At 40.7% G+C, this 22226-nt stretch carries 22 protein-coding genes; 15 read left to right on the top strand and 7 right to left on the bottom strand.

The features are described from left to right. Positions 1–144: 144 nt before the first annotated feature. Entirely contained in the window at positions 145–1134 is a 990-nt protein-coding gene (locus tag C5749_RS07935; RefSeq protein ID WP_105724617.1) for an aldo/keto reductase, read from the top strand. 195 nt (positions 1135–1329) lie between these two features. Here C5749_RS07935 and C5749_RS07940 read toward each other — a convergent pair whose 3' ends face one another. Together C5749_RS07940 and C5749_RS07945 are read right to left on the bottom strand one after the other, a co-directional pair. Then, positions 1330–1956 carry an NAD(P)-dependent oxidoreductase gene (locus tag C5749_RS07940; RefSeq protein ID WP_105724619.1) on the bottom strand — a complete coding sequence of 209 codons (627 nt, stop codon included), beginning with the start codon at positions 1954–1956 and terminating at the stop codon, positions 1330–1332. Positions 1957–2033: 77 nt separating this feature from the next. Further along, complete coding sequence (locus C5749_RS07945; protein WP_105724621.1) at positions 2034–2810, bottom strand: helix-turn-helix domain-containing protein; 777 nt, start codon at positions 2808–2810, stop codon at positions 2034–2036. A gap of 448 nt (positions 2811–3258) precedes the next feature. Here C5749_RS07945 and C5749_RS07950 point away from each other — a divergent pair, with 448 nt between their 5' ends. Continuing rightward, on the top strand, positions 3259–4494 hold the full coding sequence (locus tag C5749_RS07950) for a DoxX family protein (protein ID WP_105724623.1): 1236 nt from the start codon (positions 3259–3261) through the stop codon (positions 4492–4494). A 160-nt stretch (positions 4495–4654) separates the two neighbouring features. On the opposite strand, the gene C5749_RS07955 is transcribed toward C5749_RS07950, so the two are convergent. The 3 genes from C5749_RS07955 to mph form a co-directional block, all read right to left on the bottom strand. Beyond that, a complete protein-coding gene (locus C5749_RS07955) occupies positions 4655–6001 on the bottom strand; it encodes an amidohydrolase (protein ID WP_105724625.1) in 1347 nt (448 codons plus the stop codon). A 126-nt stretch (positions 6002–6127) separates the two neighbouring features. Further along, a complete protein-coding gene (locus tag C5749_RS07960; protein WP_105724627.1) occupies positions 6128–6700 on the bottom strand; it encodes a YdeI/OmpD-associated family protein in 573 nt (190 codons plus the stop codon). Between the two features lie 27 nt (positions 6701–6727). Next, on the bottom strand, positions 6728–7612 hold the full coding sequence (gene mph / locus C5749_RS07965) for an Mph(E)/Mph(G) family macrolide 2'-phosphotransferase (protein WP_105724629.1): 885 nt from the start codon (positions 7610–7612) through the stop codon (positions 6728–6730). Positions 7613–8025: 413 nt separating this feature from the next. Here mph and C5749_RS07970 point away from each other — a divergent pair, with 413 nt between their 5' ends. The 4 genes from C5749_RS07970 to C5749_RS07985 all read left to right on the top strand — a co-directional run bounded on the left by C5749_RS07970 (position 8026) and on the right by C5749_RS07985 (position 13966). After that, the gene (locus C5749_RS07970; RefSeq protein ID WP_105724631.1) at positions 8026–8544 is read left to right on the top strand and encodes an RNA polymerase sigma factor; all 519 of its coding nucleotides are present in this window, start codon (positions 8026–8028) and stop codon (positions 8542–8544) included. 105 nt (positions 8545–8649) lie between these two features. Further along, on the top strand, positions 8650–9549 hold the full coding sequence (locus tag C5749_RS07975) for a FecR family protein (RefSeq protein ID WP_105724633.1): 900 nt from the start codon (positions 8650–8652) through the stop codon (positions 9547–9549). A gap of 73 nt (positions 9550–9622) precedes the next feature. Next, positions 9623–12667 (top strand): TonB-dependent receptor, encoded by a 3045-nt coding sequence (locus C5749_RS07980; protein WP_105724635.1) that lies wholly within the window; start codon positions 9623–9625, stop codon positions 12665–12667. 90 nt (positions 12668–12757) lie between these two features. Further along, positions 12758–13966, top strand: a complete 1209-nt coding sequence (locus tag C5749_RS07985) for a purple acid phosphatase family protein (RefSeq protein ID WP_105724637.1) — start codon at positions 12758–12760, stop codon at positions 13964–13966. Between the two features lie 36 nt (positions 13967–14002). Here the strand turns inward: C5749_RS07985 and C5749_RS07990 are convergent, their stop codons facing one another. Next, positions 14003–14839 carry an AraC family transcriptional regulator gene (locus tag C5749_RS07990; RefSeq protein ID WP_181151313.1) on the bottom strand — a complete coding sequence of 279 codons (837 nt, stop codon included), beginning with the start codon at positions 14837–14839 and terminating at the stop codon, positions 14003–14005. A gap of 84 nt (positions 14840–14923) precedes the next feature. Between C5749_RS07990 and C5749_RS07995 the strand changes: the two genes are divergently transcribed. The 7 genes from C5749_RS07995 (at position 14924) to C5749_RS08025 (ending at position 19830) form a co-directional block, all read left to right on the top strand. Continuing rightward, a complete protein-coding gene (locus C5749_RS07995) occupies positions 14924–15871 on the top strand; it encodes an NADP-dependent oxidoreductase (RefSeq protein WP_105725324.1) in 948 nt (315 codons plus the stop codon). 11 nt (positions 15872–15882) lie between these two features. Beyond that, a complete protein-coding gene (locus C5749_RS08000; RefSeq protein ID WP_105724639.1) occupies positions 15883–16848 on the top strand; it encodes an alpha/beta hydrolase fold domain-containing protein in 966 nt (321 codons plus the stop codon). Further along, entirely contained in the window at positions 16845–17438 is a 594-nt protein-coding gene (locus C5749_RS08005; RefSeq protein ID WP_105724641.1) for an NAD(P)H-dependent oxidoreductase, read from the top strand. The genes C5749_RS08000 and C5749_RS08005 overlap by 4 nt, the downstream gene beginning before the upstream one ends. A gap of 158 nt (positions 17439–17596) precedes the next feature. Further along, positions 17597–18127: a GNAT family N-acetyltransferase gene (locus tag C5749_RS08010; RefSeq protein WP_105724643.1), complete on the top strand. Its 531-nt coding sequence runs from the start codon at positions 17597–17599 to the stop codon at positions 18125–18127. 37 nt (positions 18128–18164) lie between these two features. Continuing rightward, a complete protein-coding gene (locus tag C5749_RS08015) occupies positions 18165–18626 on the top strand; it encodes a hypothetical protein (RefSeq protein ID WP_105724645.1) in 462 nt (153 codons plus the stop codon). Between the two features lie 137 nt (positions 18627–18763). Beyond that, a complete protein-coding gene (locus C5749_RS08020; protein WP_105724649.1) occupies positions 18764–19330 on the top strand; it encodes a Crp/Fnr family transcriptional regulator in 567 nt (188 codons plus the stop codon). Positions 19331–19380: 50 nt separating this feature from the next. Then, on the top strand, positions 19381–19830 hold the full coding sequence (locus tag C5749_RS08025) for a DoxX family protein (protein WP_105724650.1): 450 nt from the start codon (positions 19381–19383) through the stop codon (positions 19828–19830). A gap of 3 nt (positions 19831–19833) precedes the next feature. On the opposite strand, the gene C5749_RS08030 is transcribed toward C5749_RS08025, so the two are convergent. Next, positions 19834–20199 carry a winged helix-turn-helix transcriptional regulator gene (locus C5749_RS08030; RefSeq protein ID WP_219847930.1) on the bottom strand — a complete coding sequence of 122 codons (366 nt, stop codon included), beginning with the start codon at positions 20197–20199 and terminating at the stop codon, positions 19834–19836. 146 nt (positions 20200–20345) lie between these two features. Here C5749_RS08030 and C5749_RS08035 point away from each other — a divergent pair, with 146 nt between their 5' ends. Both C5749_RS08035 and C5749_RS08040 read left to right on the top strand, forming a co-directional pair. After that, positions 20346–21026, top strand: coding sequence for a YceI family protein (locus tag C5749_RS08035; RefSeq protein WP_105724652.1), 681 nt, complete (start codon positions 20346–20348; stop codon positions 21024–21026). A gap of 339 nt (positions 21027–21365) precedes the next feature. Further along, a complete protein-coding gene (locus C5749_RS08040) occupies positions 21366–22214 on the top strand; it encodes a sigma-70 family RNA polymerase sigma factor (protein ID WP_105724654.1) in 849 nt (282 codons plus the stop codon). Positions 22215–22226 lie beyond the last annotated feature (12 nt).

The raw sequence follows: 22226 nt of genomic DNA on the forward strand, positions 1-22226 counted from the left end.
AATCTTTGTACTCGCGCTCATAACCATATAAAATGAAACGTTACTGGTAAGAACTTTTATCGAATTTTTAAACAGTTCCACATATTTATTGTTATTCTGATAAACAAAAATCCGGATCAGCAGTAAATTAAAAAGATATAAAAAATGAGCGATATAGTTTTAAAAAAAGAACACGAACTAGGTCTTGGTGGGGTACCAATCGGCACGGCGTTTGAAAATATTACCGACGATCAGTCACAGAAAATTTTGCAGGAAGCTTGGGATCTAGGTATCCGCCATTATGATACTTCGCCCTGGTATGGACTCACAAAAAGTGAAAGAAGGTTTGGCGAATTTCTGAAAGACAAAAACCGTGAAGATTTTGTTTTCTCTACCAAAGTCGGCCGCTTATTTACACCGGTTCCCGAATCAGAAGTACCGCCAACGATGTGGAAAAATCCGCTGAATTTCGATTTCAAACATATGTACACAGCCGATGCGGTGAAAAAATCCATTGAGGACAGTTTAGAACGCACTCGGCTCGATTATATTGACATTGTTTACATCCACGATTTGTCGGAGGATCAGGTGGGCGATCGCTATATTTATTACCTGAAACAAGCCAAAGAAGGCGCTTTTAAAGTGTTATCAAAACTCCGTGATGAAGGGGTTATTAAAGCTTGGGGCATGGGTGTGAATAAGATCGAACCGATCCTAGATTGTATAGAGGCTGCGGATCCTGACATCTGTTTGTCGGCTACGCAATACTCCATATTAGAACATGAAGACGCCGTGGACCGTCTGCTTCCTGCCGTTAAAAAAGCAGGCGTAAAATTGGTCTCCGGAGCGGGTTATAATTCCGGATTTATTGCTGGGAGAGACCGCTACAATTACAAGGACGTAATCCCGAAAGGAATGACCGAAAAACGGGATAAGATCGAGGAAATCGCTAAAAAATATGATACCGACATGATTACCGCAGCAATACATTTTGTGCTGACATGTGAGGAGTTTGTAGCTATTATTCCGGGCGCAAGTTCAACCGATCAGGTTAAAAGCAATGTAAGATCCTGGAAGTCTGAAATACCGGTTGATTTTTGGAAAGAGCTGAAATCGGAAGGTCTTATATATGAAAAAGCCCAGACTCCAGGATAATTTTGAAGTCGCAATTTGCGAATTTCTTGGCCAAATTTCATCTCTCCAATCTAATATTTCAGGCAATACCCTATGGCTAACCGTACGATCAATAAGAGTTGGGAGGGAACCGCTCTAAGATCGCAAAGCGTGACCTTAGAACACACGCGATTCCCAATATGTACCGTTCTATGTTCGATGACTAGGAAAGAAATATTAATTCGATATACTAACTGCTTTCCCTACGTTGCTTTCAGTATGCAACTGGCACAACATAAAGTCCGCGACGTCTGCTCGTGATATTCTAAGATTGAGTTTCTTGTATTTTCCGTCAAAACCAATCTTATATCCGTTGGTCACCGCTCCACCAGTCAATGCGCTCGGTCTGACTATAGTAAAATCCAAGTTGCTGTTGTGTATATACTCTTCCTGCAATTTGTGGTCGTTGAATGCTCTTTTGAGTAGCATGCCAAACATGATATGCTTCCAGATAAAGTTGAGATTTCCATAGCTTTCGCCCATACCGAGTGTCGATAAACAGATCAACTTCCTGACCGCAACGCTGTTCATGGCATGGATAATATTTAAAGTTCCTAACGCCCGTATCTTACCGGCTCTTCCATCTCCTAATGCACAAAAAATCGCATTGTGATCTTTCACCGCACGTTTTACATCGTCTGCATTAGAGACATCTCCAGTATACACATGAAGATTGGGGTGGTTTAGCGCTATGATTTTTTCTGGATTACGCACGAAAGCTGTTACCCCGTACCCTTTTTCCAACGCTTGCTTTACAATTTCTGTACCTACGGTGCCCGTTGCACCAAAAACGATTATTTTCATTTTTTTTGCTTTTAGTCTACGTGGCAAAATTGCAGCATATAATGCCTAGAAAATAGAATAAAAACGACAACGCTTGCTTATTTTTTAAATGCTTTCGGCGTTTTACCTGTGAACGCTTTGAAAACACGTATGAAATGGGACTGGTCGGCGAAACCATTTTGATAAACAATATCTGTCAGCTTGCTATAATCTTTTACGGTAAGTTGCTCCATAGAAGCCTGGAACTGGATAATTTGGGAGAATTGTTTGGGCGAAAGCCCGGTTTCATTACGAAACCGCCTTTCAAACGTACGCATGTTTAAGTTACATTTTGCAGCAATGACAAGAATGTTTTCCTGTCCTTTTGTCCTGATAATCTGTATAACTGCTTCACGTATTTTATCGTCAAGATCTTGCTTTTTTCTTTCTAAGAATGACAGTAGTAGATTTGTGATTACTTCGACCTTACCCTCAAGGGAATCGGAAGCTTGTAATTCCTTGGCAAGCACCGTTATACCGTCGTCCGCCTTCATGTCGTCCAAATAGTAACAGTTATCGTTTATGCTTTGCGGAACGAGATTAAAAAACGTTCTCAAAACAAACGGATATAGCTGAAAAATGATGAGTAAGTATGCTCCGGAAATTTCCAGTTCAATAGGTTTAATGGTTTGTCCATAAAGAAAGATTTCAGGCATCGCTTTATCGTGCGGGTGCACTATCAGCCCATTTTCCGTCCGCTGGAACATCAGTCCGGGATAGCCATCTGCGAAAAAAGGTAAACTTGTTTTCAAGTTTCTATCCTCGCTTTCAAATACCCAGATGTTCTTCACAAACAATGAAATGGATTTGTTTGGCGCTATGCTTTGAAAATTCATTGCTTCATTACTGAACTTCGTATGTCCTTATATTGCATTTCTCAAATACAAAGGGTCATGGCAATATACGATTTAAAAGTCGATCAAAGAAAGCGGATGCTAAGGTATCCACTCGGTGAAAAGAACAAGAGCATTGTTTTTGACGTAAACGTTTATTAATTTTATAGGATTATCCTTTAAAATCAACGATAATGAGTGATAATCTGACTATCAAAAAGCTTGCTGTCAAAGATATAGTACCTTTTGAGAAGCTTATCAACCTATTTGCGGAAGTTTTTTTTACAGGCGGACAAAGCTGATGACCATGCGGTGGACTTTTATAGAACAACAAAACCCGCATTGGAGGAACAGGTAGTTCATTTTACTTGGAGGTAATTGATCTCCTTATGAACAAAATATATGGAGGAATGATAAGGCCAAGTTTTGCAGATATTAAATATCTTTATCTATGATGAATTATTACTGGAATTTACCAACAAAAATAGGTTTTCGCTTTTCATTCATTTTTATCTTATCTTTTATTCTGATAATGAATAATGGAGCTTTTCCATTATTTAACTATATAAATAAACCGTTCGTACAATTAATGCATGGGTTTACGCCTTGGTTCGCAAACAATGTGTTATATTATAGCTATGACTATTCGATCTTTACGAACGGTAGCGGTGACACCTCCTATGATTGGATAACGTTACTTATCCTTTTCCTATGGGCTGTCATCGGGACTATAATTTGGTCTATTGCAGACAGAAACCGAAAAAGTTACCATACTAGCTATTATTGGTTATCAACATTTATTCGGTATTACATCGCATTCATGTTGATAAACTATGGTGTCATTAAACTGGGTCATACGCAGATGCTTCCTCCCGGTCTAGATCGATTGATGCAACCTTTAGGCGAATTTTCTCCCATGGGATTAGCTTGGACTTACTTTGGATACTCGAAAGGATACAATATTTTTGTCGGAATTATGGAAATACTAGCGGGACTTCTCTTGTTCAGGAAAACTGTCGTATTGGGCGCTTTGATAACAATGGCGATTAGTATCAATATTATGACAGCCAATTATTTTTTTGATGTGCCCGTTAAAATGATTTCTACTGCGTTGTTTCTATTATCATTATTTTTACTACTGCCACATATCAAACCATTATTTAATTTCCTCATACTCGGAAAATCTGTTCAGCTAAAAGCCCTCGGAAAACCAAAGTTCACCAAGCCCTGGCAAAACAAAATGCTTTTTGTTCTCAAGATAGCTGTGGTTACTATTTTCTTGGTACAACAAATCTCCGGTCTTCTTAATAGACAGAAACTTATCGAACTTTACTCCAAAAAATCACCATTATATGGAATATACTTGATCGAGCGTAGTAATGATATACGCACAACCATACCGAAGGACTGGGCATCTATCGTTTTCGAATATGAAGGACATGCCACCATCAGAGATATGTATTACAAAAAGAAGCGGGTAAGTCCGGCAATCGATTCTACAAAGAACAAAATATCGTTAAATAACTATACGTTTGATTATTCTGTACTGGAAAATGGGGATGTACTTTTAACGAAAACGTTTAGCGATCGAACGGAGGAAGTCAAATTAATCAAACAGAACCCGGATGAGTTTGAATTGATGAAACGGGAGTTTAATTGGATACAGGAGTATCCGCACAACCGATAAGAGACTGAATTGACTTAATAATGCAAATGACCATAAAACCGATTCGCGGCGTCAATTTGCTATGTACTTACATTAGCGACTGTTCTTTTGACTTTCATAGGCCTTATCAATTTAAAAGCACCGTGCGGTGTCCAATATTATCTAAGGTGTTTGTTGGTCATCAATATACGATATTGCCTTTGTGAATAAGGGACTTCACTGGAGAAATACGGGATACGGCTTCTGCCGAACAGCTTGCATCGATAAGGACTACGTTTGCAGCATCACCTACTTTTGGCCATTGTTGGTTTCCTTTGTCATCTAGCGGCAAAATATTTCCGGTTGCCAATTTCAAACTTCTGGACAACAGGAATTCTGTCCCATAGCCGTAAAGTTGAGCCATTACGTTAGTTTTTTGTAATACACTACCACTTCCCCAGGTATTCCAATGATCAATGATACTGTCGTTACCTGTCATTACCGTCACATTGTGTTTGTACAATGTAGGAATTGGCATAATCAATCTGCCAAATGGGATCGTTGATACGACACCAATACCTGCATCGCCTAATTTCTCCGCGATTTCTTCTTCTTTCGATGAATCCAATCTTCCCAATACGAAGGCGTGACTCAAGTAGGTTTTGTTTTTTAAAACCGGATTTTCATTTACTTTTTTGATTAGGTACTCTATTGTTTTCAGTCCGGATTCACCCGATTCATGCAGATGAATATCGATACCCTTATTGTTATCTAAAGCAAGCTGCACGGTAAAGTCCATTGTTTTTTCAATAGCGCCATCTATCGAATAAGGATCAACACCACCAATAAAATCAATATCCATTTTTGCAGCTTCTTTTAGATATGGAACTGAGTCAGTGTAGAAAACGCCATGTTGTGGAAATGCAACCAACTCCGCACCAAAACCTTTCTTCTTGTTCTCTAATGCTTTTTGAAGATTTTTAAGCGACTGCAATTTTGATGTGGGATCGATATTGACATGACTTCTTGCATAAGAAGTACCTTTTGATTGCAGCAATTCAATCAACTTTTCTGCACGATAGGTAGAAGTCTTTAACATTTCCGGCAAGATCTGTTTCTCTAATTCAATCATTCCTTTAACCCCACCTGTTCTGCTTCGGACGGCTTGCCAATCGCCACCATAAAAAGTTTTGTCTAAATGGATGTGCATATCTTTAAATGCCGGCAACATCAATAATCCTTTTGCGTCAATAGCATTCGGATCGTTTGGCTTATTAGGTGTTATACTTTTGATTTTTCCTTCATGAATGACAATATAAAACAACCCTGTTTTAGTACGGACGATTTCGTCACCGTCATATTCAAACCCTGTTTCTAATAAAACGTTCTTTAAAATGCAATCACTCATTGTTGATATTTTTTTCTCATTAACCATCTCCTGCGCTAAAATACGCTCTACTCCTAATAGCTCTGGAATCAAGATTGTTCCCACAAGCCCTAACCCTGATTTTTTAAAAAAATCTTTACGTGATATCGCTGACCTTTTCATAGCCCAAAATTACATAATACAAAATTATTCTACACCTAGCTTTATGGAGTGCCTTCTCCTTGATGGCCTATCTGTAATTGACTAATGCGAAATTCGACAGTTACGCAAGGCACTTTTATGTTTTCCTCAAAACTGTTTTGGCTTCTTTTTCTCTCCTGCGAGTTCGGCAATTTCGTCTATACGTTTTTGCCGGGTTTCGGATTTTTTCGCAAGAACGAGTGATGTCAACATCATTTTCCGAACCGTTTTGCTCAAGCTTAAAAAATAGTCTTTTGAACCTTTGTGTTTTTTGAACGCTTTCTCTAAATCGTTCGGGATGATCAGCTCTTCTACTTCGTCCAAAATCGTCCATGAACCATTTTGTTTGGCGGCTTCAATAACGTCCAAACCCGCTTGTGTCATTAACCCTTCGTCAATGAGTTTCCTTATTTTTTCTTTGTTAATTTTACTCCAGGTGCTTTGCAGTTTTCGTTTGCTGAAAAACTGATGCGCTGTTTCATTGTCTATTCTAATTTTTTTGCTGTCTATCCAACCAAAGCAAAGCGCCACATCAACGGATTCGCTCCACGTGATAGACGGTTTGCCTGATGACTTAGCATAAAAAACAAGCCAAACAGATTGTTTCGACAAATGGTTTTTTTCTAACCATTGCCGCCAAGCTGCTTGGCTTGCGGGATAAAATATCTCTGTTTCGTTCATGGTTACATTATCATCGTAGCTTAATTTTTACCCAACTCCCAACATCTTTTTAGCACCTTGGATATGAAGATCACTCTTAGTTTCCACCGCAAAAAATCCATAGGCTAAGGCAGCGGCAGCTGCTCTTTCTACAGTTTGTTCGAAAATTCTTTCCCAAATCTGTCCGCCTCGCTTCTCATATTCTTCAATCAATTGTTTCAGGCTTTCTTCTCCAAATACATTGAGATGGCCAGCAAAATCCATTGCTGGATCACCAATGTGCGCAGTGGTCCAGTCAATAATTCCTGAAACTTCATTGTTGTTATCGGTCAAAATATGACCAGCATAGAGATCAGCATGGATAAACTTTGTAAACTTAGGCCAAAGGGAATCATTATCCAACCAAGTTTTATACCTAGCTTCCAATTCTTTCGAAATACCAATTTCTGATTTCACCAATCTTAGTTGATTTTCTATTTCTTTTTTCAAATCCATGGTGGTCTTTATTTTTAGATTCTTTGCGCTGACCTCAGACGCTGAGATATGATGAAGTTCCACCAGTACTTTTGCCAAGGAAGGAACATAATTGGGACTATCCTTATCCATATTCCAGGTGACTTCATAGGTGATGCCGTCGTAGGTTAACGCCGGCTTATCCTTAAGTAGCGGATATGCTATTAAGCTATGGCTTGCAATTTTCCAGTCTGGAACCTCAACCGAAAGGTGCTTCTTGACTAAATTCAATATCTGTTTTTCTTCTTCGATTTGATCTATCATATTATCTCGTCTGGGAATTCGAAGTACCCATTGCTGTCCGTTGATATCTAATACGATACCGACCCTAAAATCAATACCCATATCATTGAATTTTATATCGTCAGTTATCGTAAGCCCGTGGGCCTCAGTAAGATTTTGAATGTCTTTGGTAGTCATCTTAATAGATTTAATCGTTCGTAAATAGCTTTTTGAGGAAATTTAATATAAACAATAGCTGAATACTTTCCCAGAAAGATTGATAAAAAAATTCTTTAAAAGGCGGATATGCTACAATTGCATGGGATTAAATAGTCCAAGGTTTTGCAATTGTATGGTCTTTAGTGTATAACATATGGCAAAAATAAAAATTCGATTTAATTCAACAAAAAAATCATGCGTGTGCCAAAGTAAAGTATCTTCCTATCAGCTAGGGCAATGAGACCGATTTGTTTTATCATTTCCAAAGATTGTGACCGCTAAATATTCTCTCTATATTAATATTCAGTTAACACTACATACCTAGATTTGTCATGTTTTAACGCTGTCACTCCAAAGAGGGCATACGAGTTTAGAGATCAATAACAGAAAAAATGCATCACTCCGATCCTAAAATTGACTGCTTCAACCATATATACAAGCTGTACTGGAAAGAGCTCTACTATTTTGCCTTGAAAAAAGTAAAGGATCATGCGCTTGCTGAGGATCTACTTCACGATGTATTTCTTAAATTGCTAAAATCCCAAGACTTAGACAATCGCCTGGACACACTCAAAGGTTATCTTTACACGGCTCTACGCAATCGGATTACGGACCACTACCGCAAGAACAAACTTCAGCTAGACCTAGAACAAAATATCCCTACTTGGTACAGTCAGCATGACAACAGAATACCGGAGGTCACCATCAAGCGGGAACTCGACGATTTTTTGGAATTGCAAGTCAATAGGCTACCTGATCAAATGCGTCGTGTAGTGCAGCTCAATACCAAGGAAGGTTTCAGTACACCAGAGATTGCACAAAAGTTACTCATCTCGGACAAGACCGTTCGCAACCAGCTTTCTTTGGCCAATCAGAAATTACGATCTGCTATTGAAAAATTCCTTCGTTAGCAGGAAAGAGAGCACTTCTGTTAAGTCTGTGTAAACGTCATATAATTTTATAATTAAATCGAAAAAACGATCGGGATTTGCTAAGCGGGTGTGCGTATACCTCACATGAAAGCACCAAAGCGGGAGTCATCAGATCCGAAAGCAGCAGAAAGCACTTTGGAGGGAGTTCGCTCTCTCGACAGTCAAGCCGAACGTCTACTGGAACAACGTTTATATGAGCGCGTACTTAACAGTTACAGCAACCATCTTGAAAAACGTAAACGACGTGTCCGGATGTGGCGGGTGGCAGCTATATGGATAGGCACCCTGATGTTAATCGGCGGCGGTATCTGGAGTACGGTGTCAATGCACAACAAAGCGAGCAATGAAAAGCCCGTGTTACAAGTATTTAGCAGCACGAATAATACCAAGAGAATATGTTTGGCAGATAGCACAGTAATCATACTCCGTCCACACAGCACCTTACAGATTGGTGCCGACTACAACCTTATAGAACGCAATGTCATGTTGGAGGGGAATGCTTTCTTCGAGGTCAAAAAAAATAAAGAAAAGCCTTTCATCGTGCGCAGCAAGCACTTGGAGACAACGGTATTAGGCACCCGATTTTCGGTTAACAGTCCGATAGACGGCGGAGAGCACAGTGTCTTTCTCGAAGAGGGAAAGGTCCGTATCCGGATCGACGACGAGCAGCACCTCCTTGCTCCCCACGAAAGGATCGTGTACCACGAAGCTATTAAAAAATGGGAAATTAACAAATTGAGCGATGTCAATCTCGATATGCAGACCGGAGCTTTGACTTTAGACGGCGTAGACTTCGCTACCTTACGTCAATGTCTCGATGACTACTATGGTATTTCCTTAACACATCTAAGTGGCAGAGCAACCAGGGTACGATATAAGATTACACTGAAACCACAGATGTCAATCAAGGATGTCGCGGCGTTGATTAGTACGATCAGCGCTCGAGGTACCATTATTAACCAAAAAACAATTACCATAAAATAAAAGAGTGCCAGCCTCTCGCCAAAGTCGCCGACACTCAAAATCCAAATTACAGTTTTAATTTAAAATCAAAAGTATGAAAAAAAAGGTAAAGACGGTTCGCAAGTTAGTACTTGCTGCGACTGTCTTCAATGTCAGTATGCTACCGCTTACTCCTGCCCTAGCGCAGACATCTGAAATGCTACTCGAAAAACAAATTTACTGGGCTGGAAGTCATGGGAGTCTAGAGAAAGGATTGAATCAGCTTGAAAAACAATTACATTTCCCCATTTCCTACGATAAAAACCTTGTCCAGGGTAAAAATGCCAATACCCCCAAGCAATCTAGCACAACGGCAAGTGGTGTGTTGAATCAACTTTTGGCGGACAACGAACTTAGCTACCGTATCGTTCAAAACAATATTGTAGTGGTAGCTGCGCCAAAACCTGCTACTGAAAATCCGGCACAAAAGAATATCATCGCCGGGTACGTCAAAGATGCTACATCAGGCCGTGTATTGCCACACTCCACGCTTGTCAGGCTTTCGGACAATCGTAAGACCATGACAGATGCCAATGGCTACTTTATCCTACAGGGTCTGAAACCAGGGAAAATCGAGATACTTGTCTCTTACATTGGTTATCAAAACCAGATTGTAGAACTCACTTATCCTAACGAAGGGATCCCAATCAATATTCTGTTGGAACCAAAGGACAATAATCTAGAAGGTATCACCATCAATGGAATTCGTCGCGGCGAGGCATTGGCATTGAGCAACATGAAAAATGCAGACAATGTACGCTATGTACTATCGCAGGAACAGATCGAACGCTTTCCAGATGCAACCGTAGCCGAGGCACTACAGCGCGTACCCGGCATAGCGATGGATTATAGCTATGGTTTACCGCGCAATGTTGTTATGCGCGGTCTCAGCCAAAACATGGGGTCGGTAACCTTAAACGGGACTCGGTTACCCTCCACGCAGACCAATAGCCGCGAGATCGATCTAAATGGTATCCTTTCGTCAACAGTCGAAGCCATTGAAGTCAACAAGACTTTTACGCCGGATATGGATGCTGATGCGACAGCTGGTTCGGTAAACATCGTTTCCAAAACACCAAAAGCAGGCGAGGAACTCTTCCGCGTAAACGTCGGTGGAGGTTACAATCAGTTGCTGTCTAGAGCAAATTACAATATAGGCGCCGTTTTAGGAAAGCGTTACGAAAAATGGGGCTTTCTCGCCGATGTCAATTACAGCCAGACCTATCGCGGCGAGGATCGCATACAGGTGGACTATGACACCTACGAGATCGACGGTGTCGAGCGTATATTGATGTCTAATCTCGAGCTGGAAGGCAGCGATCTGGAACGTAAAAACACAGGCTTACAGTTCGAGCTGAACTACTACCCGACCAATGCGACCAAGCTTTATGCACGTAGCTCATACAATAAATATTTCGAGCTACAGACCCGAGGAACTAAATCCTACAATATCGGCGAATACAGCAGTTTCGGTCAAGCTACCGACATCAGTATCGGCTCTTCGGGAACACCTCGCGATTACAACAGGGATATCATCACATTCTCGCTAGGTGGAAAGACAGCCTTCAATCATTATGAGTTGGACGCCGATGCAACGTACGCGAAAGGACGCTATGACCAACCACTCTACTATGATGGATACTTCCAACAAGGGGGACTTAGCGCAGCGATCGAAAATTCCGACCCCAGTGCACCTCAGTTTTTATTTTCCGGAACAGACCACAACGATCCCGCAAAATACACGGCAAACAGCTACAACCGCCGTCATCAGTTTGCACACGACCAGGATATACAATTGTCTGGAAATATTAAGCGATCGCTTTCTTTTGGTAGTGGACATACATTAGATCTTAAAGCAGGTGCACGTTTTCGTTACAAAGAGGATGCACACACGCGTAACTACTTCCAATACCGATTAAAAACAGGCTCATTGACCATGAATGATTTTACGTCAAACTATAGCCGTACTTCATATTTTGGCGGCAAATACAACCTCTCTGGGGCCATCGCCAATGGATACCTTATGGAACAATATTATCAGCAAAACATGGATCTCTTTCAACCCAACGATAACTATATCCGTCAAAATACCGACCCTGATTCTTATGAAGGGAGTGAAAATCTAGCTGCTGGTTATTTTATGGGGAAACTAACTACGGGTAAACTCGAGACCGTACTGGGTATGCGTTATGAACGCACAGGATTTCAGTACACGGGTAATATCGTATCCTTCGATGATCAGGGTAATTACCAATCTACACAGCCTGTAGACACCAAAGCTGCCTTCGCTGGATTCTTCCCGAGTTTGAATCTAAAGTACAAACTGACTGAGCAGACCAATATTCGGGGTGCACTTACACGTACGTTATCACGTCCGTCCTACTACGACCTTGTCCCTTGGGAAGAGATTGAAGTACGCCGCAAACGGATGAAGAAAGGAAATCCGCAGCTTGATCAGAGTACATCGACCAACGTCGACTTATTGTTCGAGCATTACTTAAACCCTATCGGTCTACTTTCTGGTGGTGTATTCTACAAAAAAATCAACGATTATATCTATGAATCCATTTATACCCAATCCGGCGGTCCTTACGACGGTTATGCGATTACGCAGACTGTTAATGGAGCTGCAGCAGATGTATACGGTTTAGAAATCGCTTGGCAACAGCAATTCACGTTCCTGCCGGGTTTTGCCAATGGGTTCGGCGTATTCGCCAACTACACATATGTTAAATCATCTTTTGAGGTTCCAGGAGTAGAGTCCGTACGTAGAGTAGCGCTACCCGAGATGCGCCCAAGTGTGGGTAACTTTGCTCTTTCGTACGAGAAATATGGTTTCTCGGGGCGTCTCGCACTCAATTTTTATGAGACTTTCATCAGCGAACTGGCAGAGGATGAAGCCAATGACCTGATGGAAAAAGGTCGTACACAACTTGATTTTTCTGCTTCACAAAAGATCAACAAGAATTTTACCGTATTCGTCGGTTTGAGCAATATTACGAATTCGCAGGTACGATTTGACTTCGGAGACGGACGTCCAAACGATTACAAATACTATGCACGTTGGGGTAATATCGGTATCAAATACACGATTAAATAATAATTTACAAGTATTTAAAGGCGTGTCTCCGGACACTCCTTACTTTTTTTTCTCACCCAAATTTAAAATAGCTATAATAACATACATATTATGAAAAAATTGATCAGCAGACTTACGTTAGGCCTAACTTTAATTTCGGTAGCCCAGGGTCAGAGCTATCTCGCGGAGAACCAGCCAGACCGCGTGATCTTAAATCTGACCAACGACGCTCCGCATACGCAAGCAGTCAATTGGCGCACGAATGTCATCCAAGGAAGTGGACAGGTTGCCCAGTTACGTTTAGAGAATAATAGTCCTGAATTCGCTGACAGTACCGTTCGGGTATATCAGGCCGAAAGCAAACTATTCACCGACCGGGAGAATAACGGCTCAATGTATCATAGTGTACAATTTAACGAATTACAACCCGACCGTATCTACAACTACCGCGTAGGCAAAGACGGTGCATGGAGCGAATGGTTTCAATTTCGAACAGCAGGGCAAACCGATAATGTATCTTTCATCTACTTGGGTGACGCGCAGAATGACCTACGCTCACGCTGGACACGTGTGTACCGCAAAGCCATACAGACTTGCCCTGAGGCCGACTTTATACTGCATGCCGGCGATCTAATCAACCGCAGCAATTCGGACAACGAATGGGGTGAATGGTTTTACGCCGGTACAGGCATAAACAGCAGCTATCCACAGCTAATGGTACCTGGCAACCACGAGTACTTTCGTGATGAACAAAAAGTACTCACACTCGATCCGCACTGGCAGCAGCAGTTCAGGTTACCTGAAAACGGTGTCGCAGGATTGGAAGAATCCAACTACTATGTAGACTATGGACCTCTTCGCATCATCGCACTCAACACACAGATGATCATGTTGGACAGTACCTACCGTACTGCACAGGCGCAATGGCTAGAGCAAATATTGAAGAGCAACACCGCGAAATGGACAGTGGTCATATGCCACCATCCCGTTTATTCAACGGCCAAGTCGCGGGACAACTATCAGTTCGCCGATTTGTTTAGACCTCTATTTGAGAAATATGGCGTTCATTTGTTATTGCAAGGACATGATCATACCTATGCCCGAAGTGCGCTGCCATCAAATAAGGAAAAGAAACCCGTCTACATCGTATCTGTAGCTGGACCAAAGATGTATCAGATCGATCCACAAAAAGAATGGATAGAAAAGTCTGCGGAACGGACGCAATTGTATCAGGTGATCGATATTAAAGGAAATACATTGCAGTATAAGGCCTATACTGCGGATGGTGCACTCTACGACCAGTTTGAGTTGAAGAAATGACACCGACTAGAAACACCGAGATCGTAACACAACGGACTATGCGGGCGTTAGCGCCCGTCTATACCCCTTCAAACTCGCTCCTTTATGTCTTTTGAAAAATTTATTGATATGGCTCTCGTCGGCAAACCCAAATTCATCGGCTATTTCATGAATCCTTTTGTCACTGAAACGCAGTCGGTGTTCAATTAATCGAATCCTATAGGAGGATATATAGTGTTGTATCGATTCATTGCATTGCTTGCGGAAATAACTACCAAGGTAGGTTGGAGCTAACCCAAATTTTTCGGCTATCACGGCAACTCTCAAAAGTTCGGGCTGGCGTATATGTTCCTGTATATAATCCAATATTTGCAATAAACGATTGTCTTCATGGGGAGTAATGTTCTGGGGTTTAATTATGGCTAAATTTCTAGCTGCAATAACGATTATGGCATTTACCAAATGCCGAACGAGGTCTTCCGAATACACCGATTCATGTTTAATAGCCTGTCGTAAACTCGCCATCAATGAACCTGCCATACGTTTGTCGTCGTTATTTACGAGTACAGAACCTGACAAATCGGAAGCATAATATAATAGACATTCTATATGGTCTATGCTTTGCCATTGATATTCCCGCACATATCCTTCACCGAAACGTATTACCATAAATTCACATATACCCTCCAAGTCAAATTCGTGGCAGTCTTTTGGCGTTATAAGGAACAAATCTCCTGCAAAATAAGCAAACTTATTTCCATTGACAGCATGGTGACCAGTACCGGAAATCACGTAAACCAATTCAAAAAAATTGAACTGTCTGTCACGTAGAGGGCATTCGTTTACCTTTTCGTAGAACACTTCAAGTGATTGATGGATGTTTTCCCTTGCCATGCGGCAAAGATACCTAAACATGCTTTAAATGTACCTGTTTTTAATCTTGTTTTCGGTCTATTTTTGTCAAATCAAATGAACAAAATGAAAGCAATCGTATTGAAAAATTTTGGAGGTGTTGAAAATCTTCTTTACACAGAAATCGAAAAACCTGTAATAAAGGCAAATGAGGTACTGGTCAAACTGAAAGCAATTAGTATTAATCCCATCGACGTCAAAGTTCGCAATCGACAGGCTCCATTGGCTGAAGACTTGGCGAAATACAGTCCGCTAGTCTTAGGATGGGATATTTCCGGCGAAGTAACGGAAATCGGTGATGAAGTTACGCAATTCAACATGGGAGACGAAGTGTTTGGAATGATCAATTTCGTCGGACATGGTAAGGCCTATGCCGAGTACGTAGCTGCTCCCGCTGAACAGCTCGCCCTGAAACCCAAAAACATCAGTCATGTGGAAGCTGCCGCTAGCACATTAGCAGCATTGACTGCATGGCAAGCGTTCGATAGTTACGGCAAACTGCGACCTACAGACAAGGTGTTAATCCACGCGGCTTCGGGTGGCGTAGGGCATTTTGCTGTACAGATAGCCAAAAATATAGGAGCATACGTCGTAGCTACTTCCTCAGCGTCTAACAGAGATTTCGTATTGGGATTAGGAGCAGACGAATTTATTGATTACAGAAGTGTCCGTTTTGAAGATGTCGTACAACCTGTCGACTTTGTACTGGAAGCTATTGGAGGCGCCAATTTTCAGAAATCGATACAGGCGCTAAAACCTTTCGGAACCATCGTTGCACTGCCTTCTGGACATACGAAGGAAGATGAGTTCAAAGCACAACAGAAACAACTTCATGCCTGTTATTTCATGTCTGTTTATTTTAGCGGACAGGATATGCGGCATATTGCATCTCTATTGGAAAAGGAAGTGTTAAAACCTCACGTATCCTATGTATTTGGGTTTGACGAAATGGCAAAAGCTCATCTGCAAATCGAAACTGGACGTACGGTGGGAAAAATCGTGGTTAAATTGTGAAACAAGCAATTATGCAAAATATCATTGAAAAGATAGATATGGAACTGTGGAGAGCTATCTCGAGCAGTCCGTTCAGTGCCATTGATTACGAAAATTTGTTAGCAAATAACCCTGTAAAAATCAGAGAGGAAGAAACGGCTTTATCCTTAAATGAAAAATCCTTGGATATTCCGAAACAGCTTGATGTTGAAAATATTGATATCCCGTCTTTTGATAAGTCAAGAGAAATCAGGTTAAGAATATACAGGCCTAAAGGAAAACAGGGCTTGCCTATATTACTATATTTCCACGGAGGGGCGTTTATATTTGGTACGCCTGAGCAATACGATTTTATATTCTTCCGATTAGCCTTAGACGTAGATATACTGATTGTTTCCGTCGGTTATCGATTGGCACCCGAAAATCCATTTCCGGCGGGGATGGAAGATGGTTATGATGCGCTACGATGGTTATCCGAATATGGCAATCATATAGGTGGAAATAAATGCAACATACTTATAGGAGGAAGCAGTGCCGGAGCGACCATTGCTGCATCTATTACGCATATGGCGAGGGATAGAATGGAAGTAGATATCCAGCACCAGTACTTAATGTATCCTCCGACGAGCCATCTTTTGACGTCTGTGTCTATGAATGAATTAGCGAATGCTCCTATGCAGACCCGAACTTCGGCAAAATGGATGTGGAAGCACTATTTAGGAGATAAAATAGCGCAGCCACCGCAATATGCCGTTCCGCTGCTAGAAGACAATTTCAAAGACTTGCCAAATACGACCATTATCGTGTGTGAACTTGATCCGCTCAAAGATGAGGGGAAATTGTATGCTAAAAGATTAAAGGGAGCAAATGTATCGGTCAGTTTATTGGAAATACCAGGAGCTGTACACGCTTTTGATTTTTTCGAATGTCCAATATCAGACAATTTTTATAATCAACAAATGGCAATATTTAAACAGATATTAAAGCAAGAGAAATGAAGAAAATAGTTGTTATCAATGGGCATCCCAATAAAGAAAGTTTTAACAGTGCGATTGCACATTCTTATATAGCCTCCGCTTTGGCTGCTGGTGCAGAAGTACGATACATTGCCATTGGAGAGTTAGATTTCAACCCAAACTTAAAGTATGGTTATCGGCAACGAATGGAGCTTGAACCAGATCTGGAAAAATCATTGGAAGATATACAATGGAGCGAGCACCAGGTTTGGATACATCCATTATGGTGGCTTGGTATGCCTGCCATTATGAAAGGTTTTTTTGATAGGGCTTTTCTTCCAGGAATCACTTTCAAAAGTAATGAAGGAGGAATTAGTGAGGGTTTATTGAAAGGAAGAACAGCCAGGATAATCACAACGGCAGGAGATTTGTCAATTAAGACTTATGGAGAAGTCTATCAGTCGAGCGGACTGGTCCAGTTACAAAAAGGTATTTTGGAATATTGTGGAGTATCTTCTGTTCGGAGTGATTTTATTGGACCACTTTATGAGTTGAATGAAAAAGATAGAAAAGAATGGATTCTGCAAATAAAGCGCCTAGCCGCATTGGACTCCATGCGGGAAAACACGTGAACCTCAAAATAGCAGTAAAACGCAACGAGATTGTTGCTTTTGATCTAACTTTTTTTACTTTTATACAGTTAACGGGCTACGAAGTATCGTGTATTGCATCATTATCTAGCTAGGAAGACGAGTTTCTTCTTCGCATCAAACTGGAACATAATAGAACTATGGAATTCGATATTCAACCTATATTAGAAAACGAAAAAATTGTACTTTACCCTTTACAGGAAGAAGATTTTGAAGCGTTGTACACCACCGCTTCCGACCCCAAAATATGGGAACAACATCCCAATAAAAACCGCTGGAGGAAGGATGTATTCAGCATGTTCTTTGACGGAGCAATCCAAAGTAAAGGGGCATTCAAAATTGTAGACAAAGCTACGGGAAACATCATTGGAAGCACGCGGTTTTATGATTACAACAAACAACAAGACAGCCTGTTTATTGGCTACACATTCTATGCTATAGACTATTGGGGCAAGGGAATCAACCAATCGGTAAAAACTATGATGTTGGAGTACATTTTTCAGTTTGTCTCCAAAGTGAAGTTTCATATAGGGGCAGAAAATATCCGTTCACAAATTGCCATTAGCCGCATCGGTGCACAGAAAATCGCAGAACAGGAAGTAACGTATTTCGGTGAGGCACCGCGGTTTAATTTCGTTTATGAAATTGCTAAAGAAGAATTTTATGGGTGATGAATAAAAGCTAATCTAAATCCTTTATCAAAAATTTATGAAACATCAGTTTACATTACCCCACTTCCAGAGTTCAACTTTCGAAATCGAAACTTCTATCTGGACAGGGCGTCCCACGCTTTTCAAAGACGGAATAGCGATTTCCCGTTCCGATGAAAAGGGCAAACCTTTTTTGATTCCTGACGATTCGGGCGAAATCGTAAGGGCGTATCCTAAACCGAGATATACCGACATAGCCCCTGCTTTAGAAATCGATGGGATACGATACGACACCGTAGATAAACTGGCTTGGCATCAATATACACTATGTCTAATACCACTGCTATTGCTATTTATCGGCGGTGGAATAGGCGGAATCATTGGGGGAGTTGCATCAGCCTTCAATCTGCAAACCATCAGAGCAACAAAATCCGTAACGACGAATTATCTTAAAGTGATAGGTATAACGCTTCTGGCTTTTGCACTGTACTTCTTTGTAGTTTACTTAATTTTGAGTTGATAATACACGATGATCACTTCTGCTGTCCAACGACTGAGCAACATTATCTGAAATTCCTTCTTGCCTGAGGCTTTTGGATGAAGCGGATTTAGTGTTTAAATGTACAGTTCGGAACTGTATACAAAAAATTTTATCCAATGGAAAAAATCAAAGAATTTTTCAGTGAGTTTGTTACAATAGGTACTCCTGACTGGGATATCTTTTCTTCAAAGCTTGAACAGGCTGCCTTTCCTAAAAAATCTGTTATACTCGAGCAAGGCAAAAAAGAGCGGTTTCTATCCTTTCTAGAAAAGGGTATTATTCGTTTTAATATACCGAAGGTCGATTACGATTTCACGTTTGCCTTTGCTTTTGAGAATACTTTTTTTAGCGCTTACGATTCCTTCCTCACCCAGACGGGTTCACTGTATAACATCGAATGCATTACCGATTGCGTATTGCATCGGATTTCCTACGAAGATTTGGAATTTGTATATGCCAACACATCAGTTGGTGACCGCATTGGAAGAAAAGTGGCGGAAAATCTATACGTCAAAAAGATGAAACGGGAACGCTCCTTGCTAGAAGATACAGCCAAGAAAAGATATATGGACCTTCTATCAGAACAGCCTCACCTCATCAAACATATACCTCAAAAATATCTGGCATCTTATATCGGAATACGACCACAATCTCTGAGTAGGATAAGAAAGATTATTAGTTAACATATGTTCATTGATTGGGCCGAGATTAGGATTTACATTTGCAAGAAAAAATGAAACCCTTATTTGTATTGATCGGTGTCTGGCTAATTTCCATATTGGTGATCAAGCTATGGAAATCAGAGCTCGACTATAAATTATCTGGAAAAATTGCGTTATCGGTTATGCTCTTGTTTACCGCTTTGGGACATTTTATATATGCGGAGGGCATGTCAAAGATGTTACCGCATTTTATACCGTTTAGCATGCAAATAATTTATGCTACGGCATTTATAGAAATTATAGCTGCTATCTGCATATTCATACCACCGTTACGGTATATCACGGGCGTGCTTCTCGTTTTCTTCTTTCTTGCCGTTCTACCTGCCAATATCTTTGCAGCGGTTACACATCTTAACTATGAAACAGGAAAGTACGACGGTCCAGGTGTAGACTACTTGTGGTTTCGGATTCCGTTCCAGCTCTTGCTGATATGCTGGACGTATCTATCGGTGATCAAATAGTGTTTAATCGGTCTTGCCATGCAATCTATTTCTATAGAAGACACCCCAATTTGCGATTTCATCTATGATCGGTTCCATTGTTTTTCCATATTCCGTGACTTCGTATTCGACGGTTATTGGCTTTGTGTCGACGACTGTCCTCGTTATAAGCTGGTTCATTTCTAAATCTTGCAGTTCTTTGGAAAGCATTTTTGCAGCGATACCATCAATCTCTCGTAAAAGATCCATAAACCGCATTTTCCCACCTTGCAAAAGCGCTCCGAGGATATGAATTTTCCATTTACCGGACAGAACTTGCATGGTGTCCGTAATCGCCGTTATTCTAACTTTACATGCCAAAGATTTGGTAGCTGTTTTCCGCGTTCTCATATTGGAATTTGATTTCGCCAAAAATACACAAACGGGCATTAGTTACCAATTGGAAACTAGTTTCCAATTGGTAACTAATGCATTTTTTAAACCGAGCTTATATTACCTTTGCAGCTATTTAAACATCAATAACAGTTAAATACAAAATGAGAAAACTATCAGCTTTAACAGTCGTTGCCGCCTTGGCATTGGCGGCTTGTGGAGGTAATTCCAACGCAGACAAAGTACAGACATCAACTGCTCAAGAGGTTGCAACGGAAACAGGCACCGTACTTCAGCTTGATCCTGCGAGCAGTTCCATAAAATGGAAAGCCTACCATAAGGGTGGTTTCGATCCACGATTTGGAACACTCGAGAGCGAAGGGAATCTTACGCTGGAAAATGATGCAATTTCGAGCGGTAAATTCACCATCGATATGACCTCTTTGCGTACGGATGACAATGCTGTAGATATAGCGAAGACAGGCGGAAAGACGGCTGCGGATTTAGATGGGCATTTGAAAAACGAAGATTTTTTCGATGTTGAAAAATACCCTACATCTAAATTGGAAATCACATCTGTAAGATCTTTTGATCCTGCAAAAGATAAAAGTGTGTTAGCGGATGCGACACACGTTATCAGTGGTAACCTAACGATCAAGGAAAAAACGGTGAATATAGCCTTCCCGGCTAAGGTATCCATCCAAGAAAACGAAGTGAACGTACAATCAAAATTCAGCATCAATAGACAGGATTGGGGTCTTACTTACGGAACGGACGGTGATCCAAAAGACTGGATGATTTCACAAGAGGTTGACTTGGAATTTGATATAACCGCTAAAAAGTAAACATCGCCCCCGCTAGGGGTTCGAAGTAAAATTCATATAAGGGAAAGCAGAGGCAGGCATTTTAGAATGTCTACCTCTTTGTTATTCTATATACTAACCGACGACAGCAGCCAAAAATCCTAATTACCGATATCCTCTGTGCTTTATTGACGACTGAAAAAAAAGACAATACGCCTGTCACATATTTAACGCGAAATGTGTCTTCCATAAAAACAATAGAAATCCAAAAGATGCGACGGGAAAATCAAAGACAATAATGCCGTTGATTTTTGTTTATTTTATCTAAGAATCTAATACTAAAACTTAATAGCAGGTAATCATTACCGAATTCAAAATAATATGCAGGAAAATTATAAAAAACTCTTGACCTATGCCTACAACATCGTTGGTTCTTATGAAGACGCCAGAGATTTAGTACAGGATGTATTGGAAAAGTATATCGCACTTGACAAGACGAGCATCCGTCACGAATCGAACTTTTTGATTAAAAGTACGATTAACCATGCTATCAATTTTAAAACTCGTCAAAGTAAAAAAGAAGTCTTTGGTGAGTGGCTGCCCGAACCTGTCTCCTTTGAAAATGCAGACACCAGGCTTATTAAAGACGAAACTGCCAGTTATACGATGCTTGTATTGTTCGAGCATCTGAATCCCAAAGAAAGAGCAACATTCATCTTAAAGGAGGGATTTAATTATTCACATGCAGAAATAGCCGAATTGCTTGAAATAAGTACAGAAAACTCCCGACAGTTATTAAGCAGGGCGAATAAACAATTAAAGGGTGGTAAATTCTTACCGCAAAAACAACATTCCAGCATTCATACAGAAACATTAGGCAAATATCAAGCGGCATTAGCTCAGGGCAATATCCGGGAGTTAGAGCATCTACTGGTCAGCGACATCAAACTGAATGCAGACGGTGGAACCAAAGTGCAGGTAGTTAAGGGGACAGAAATGGGAAAAACCGCTACCGCTACATTATTGGTTTACGTACAACAGCAATTTTTACTTGATAAAGAATTTACTTTTCAATTCTTTAATCATCAGCCCGCAATCTGTTTCTGGGAAAACAACAAGTTACATAATTGTCATATCCTTCAATTAGATAACGACGGCTTAATCCAAGAAATTTATTCTGTTGTAGATCCTGAAAAACTAAAAAATATCACCAAGCTGTCACGTATGTAGGACGGAAAGTGT

Source organism: Sphingobacterium gobiense (genome assembly GCF_002980575.1).
Classification (GTDB): Bacteria; Bacteroidota; Bacteroidia; order Sphingobacteriales; family Sphingobacteriaceae; genus Sphingobacterium; species Sphingobacterium gobiense.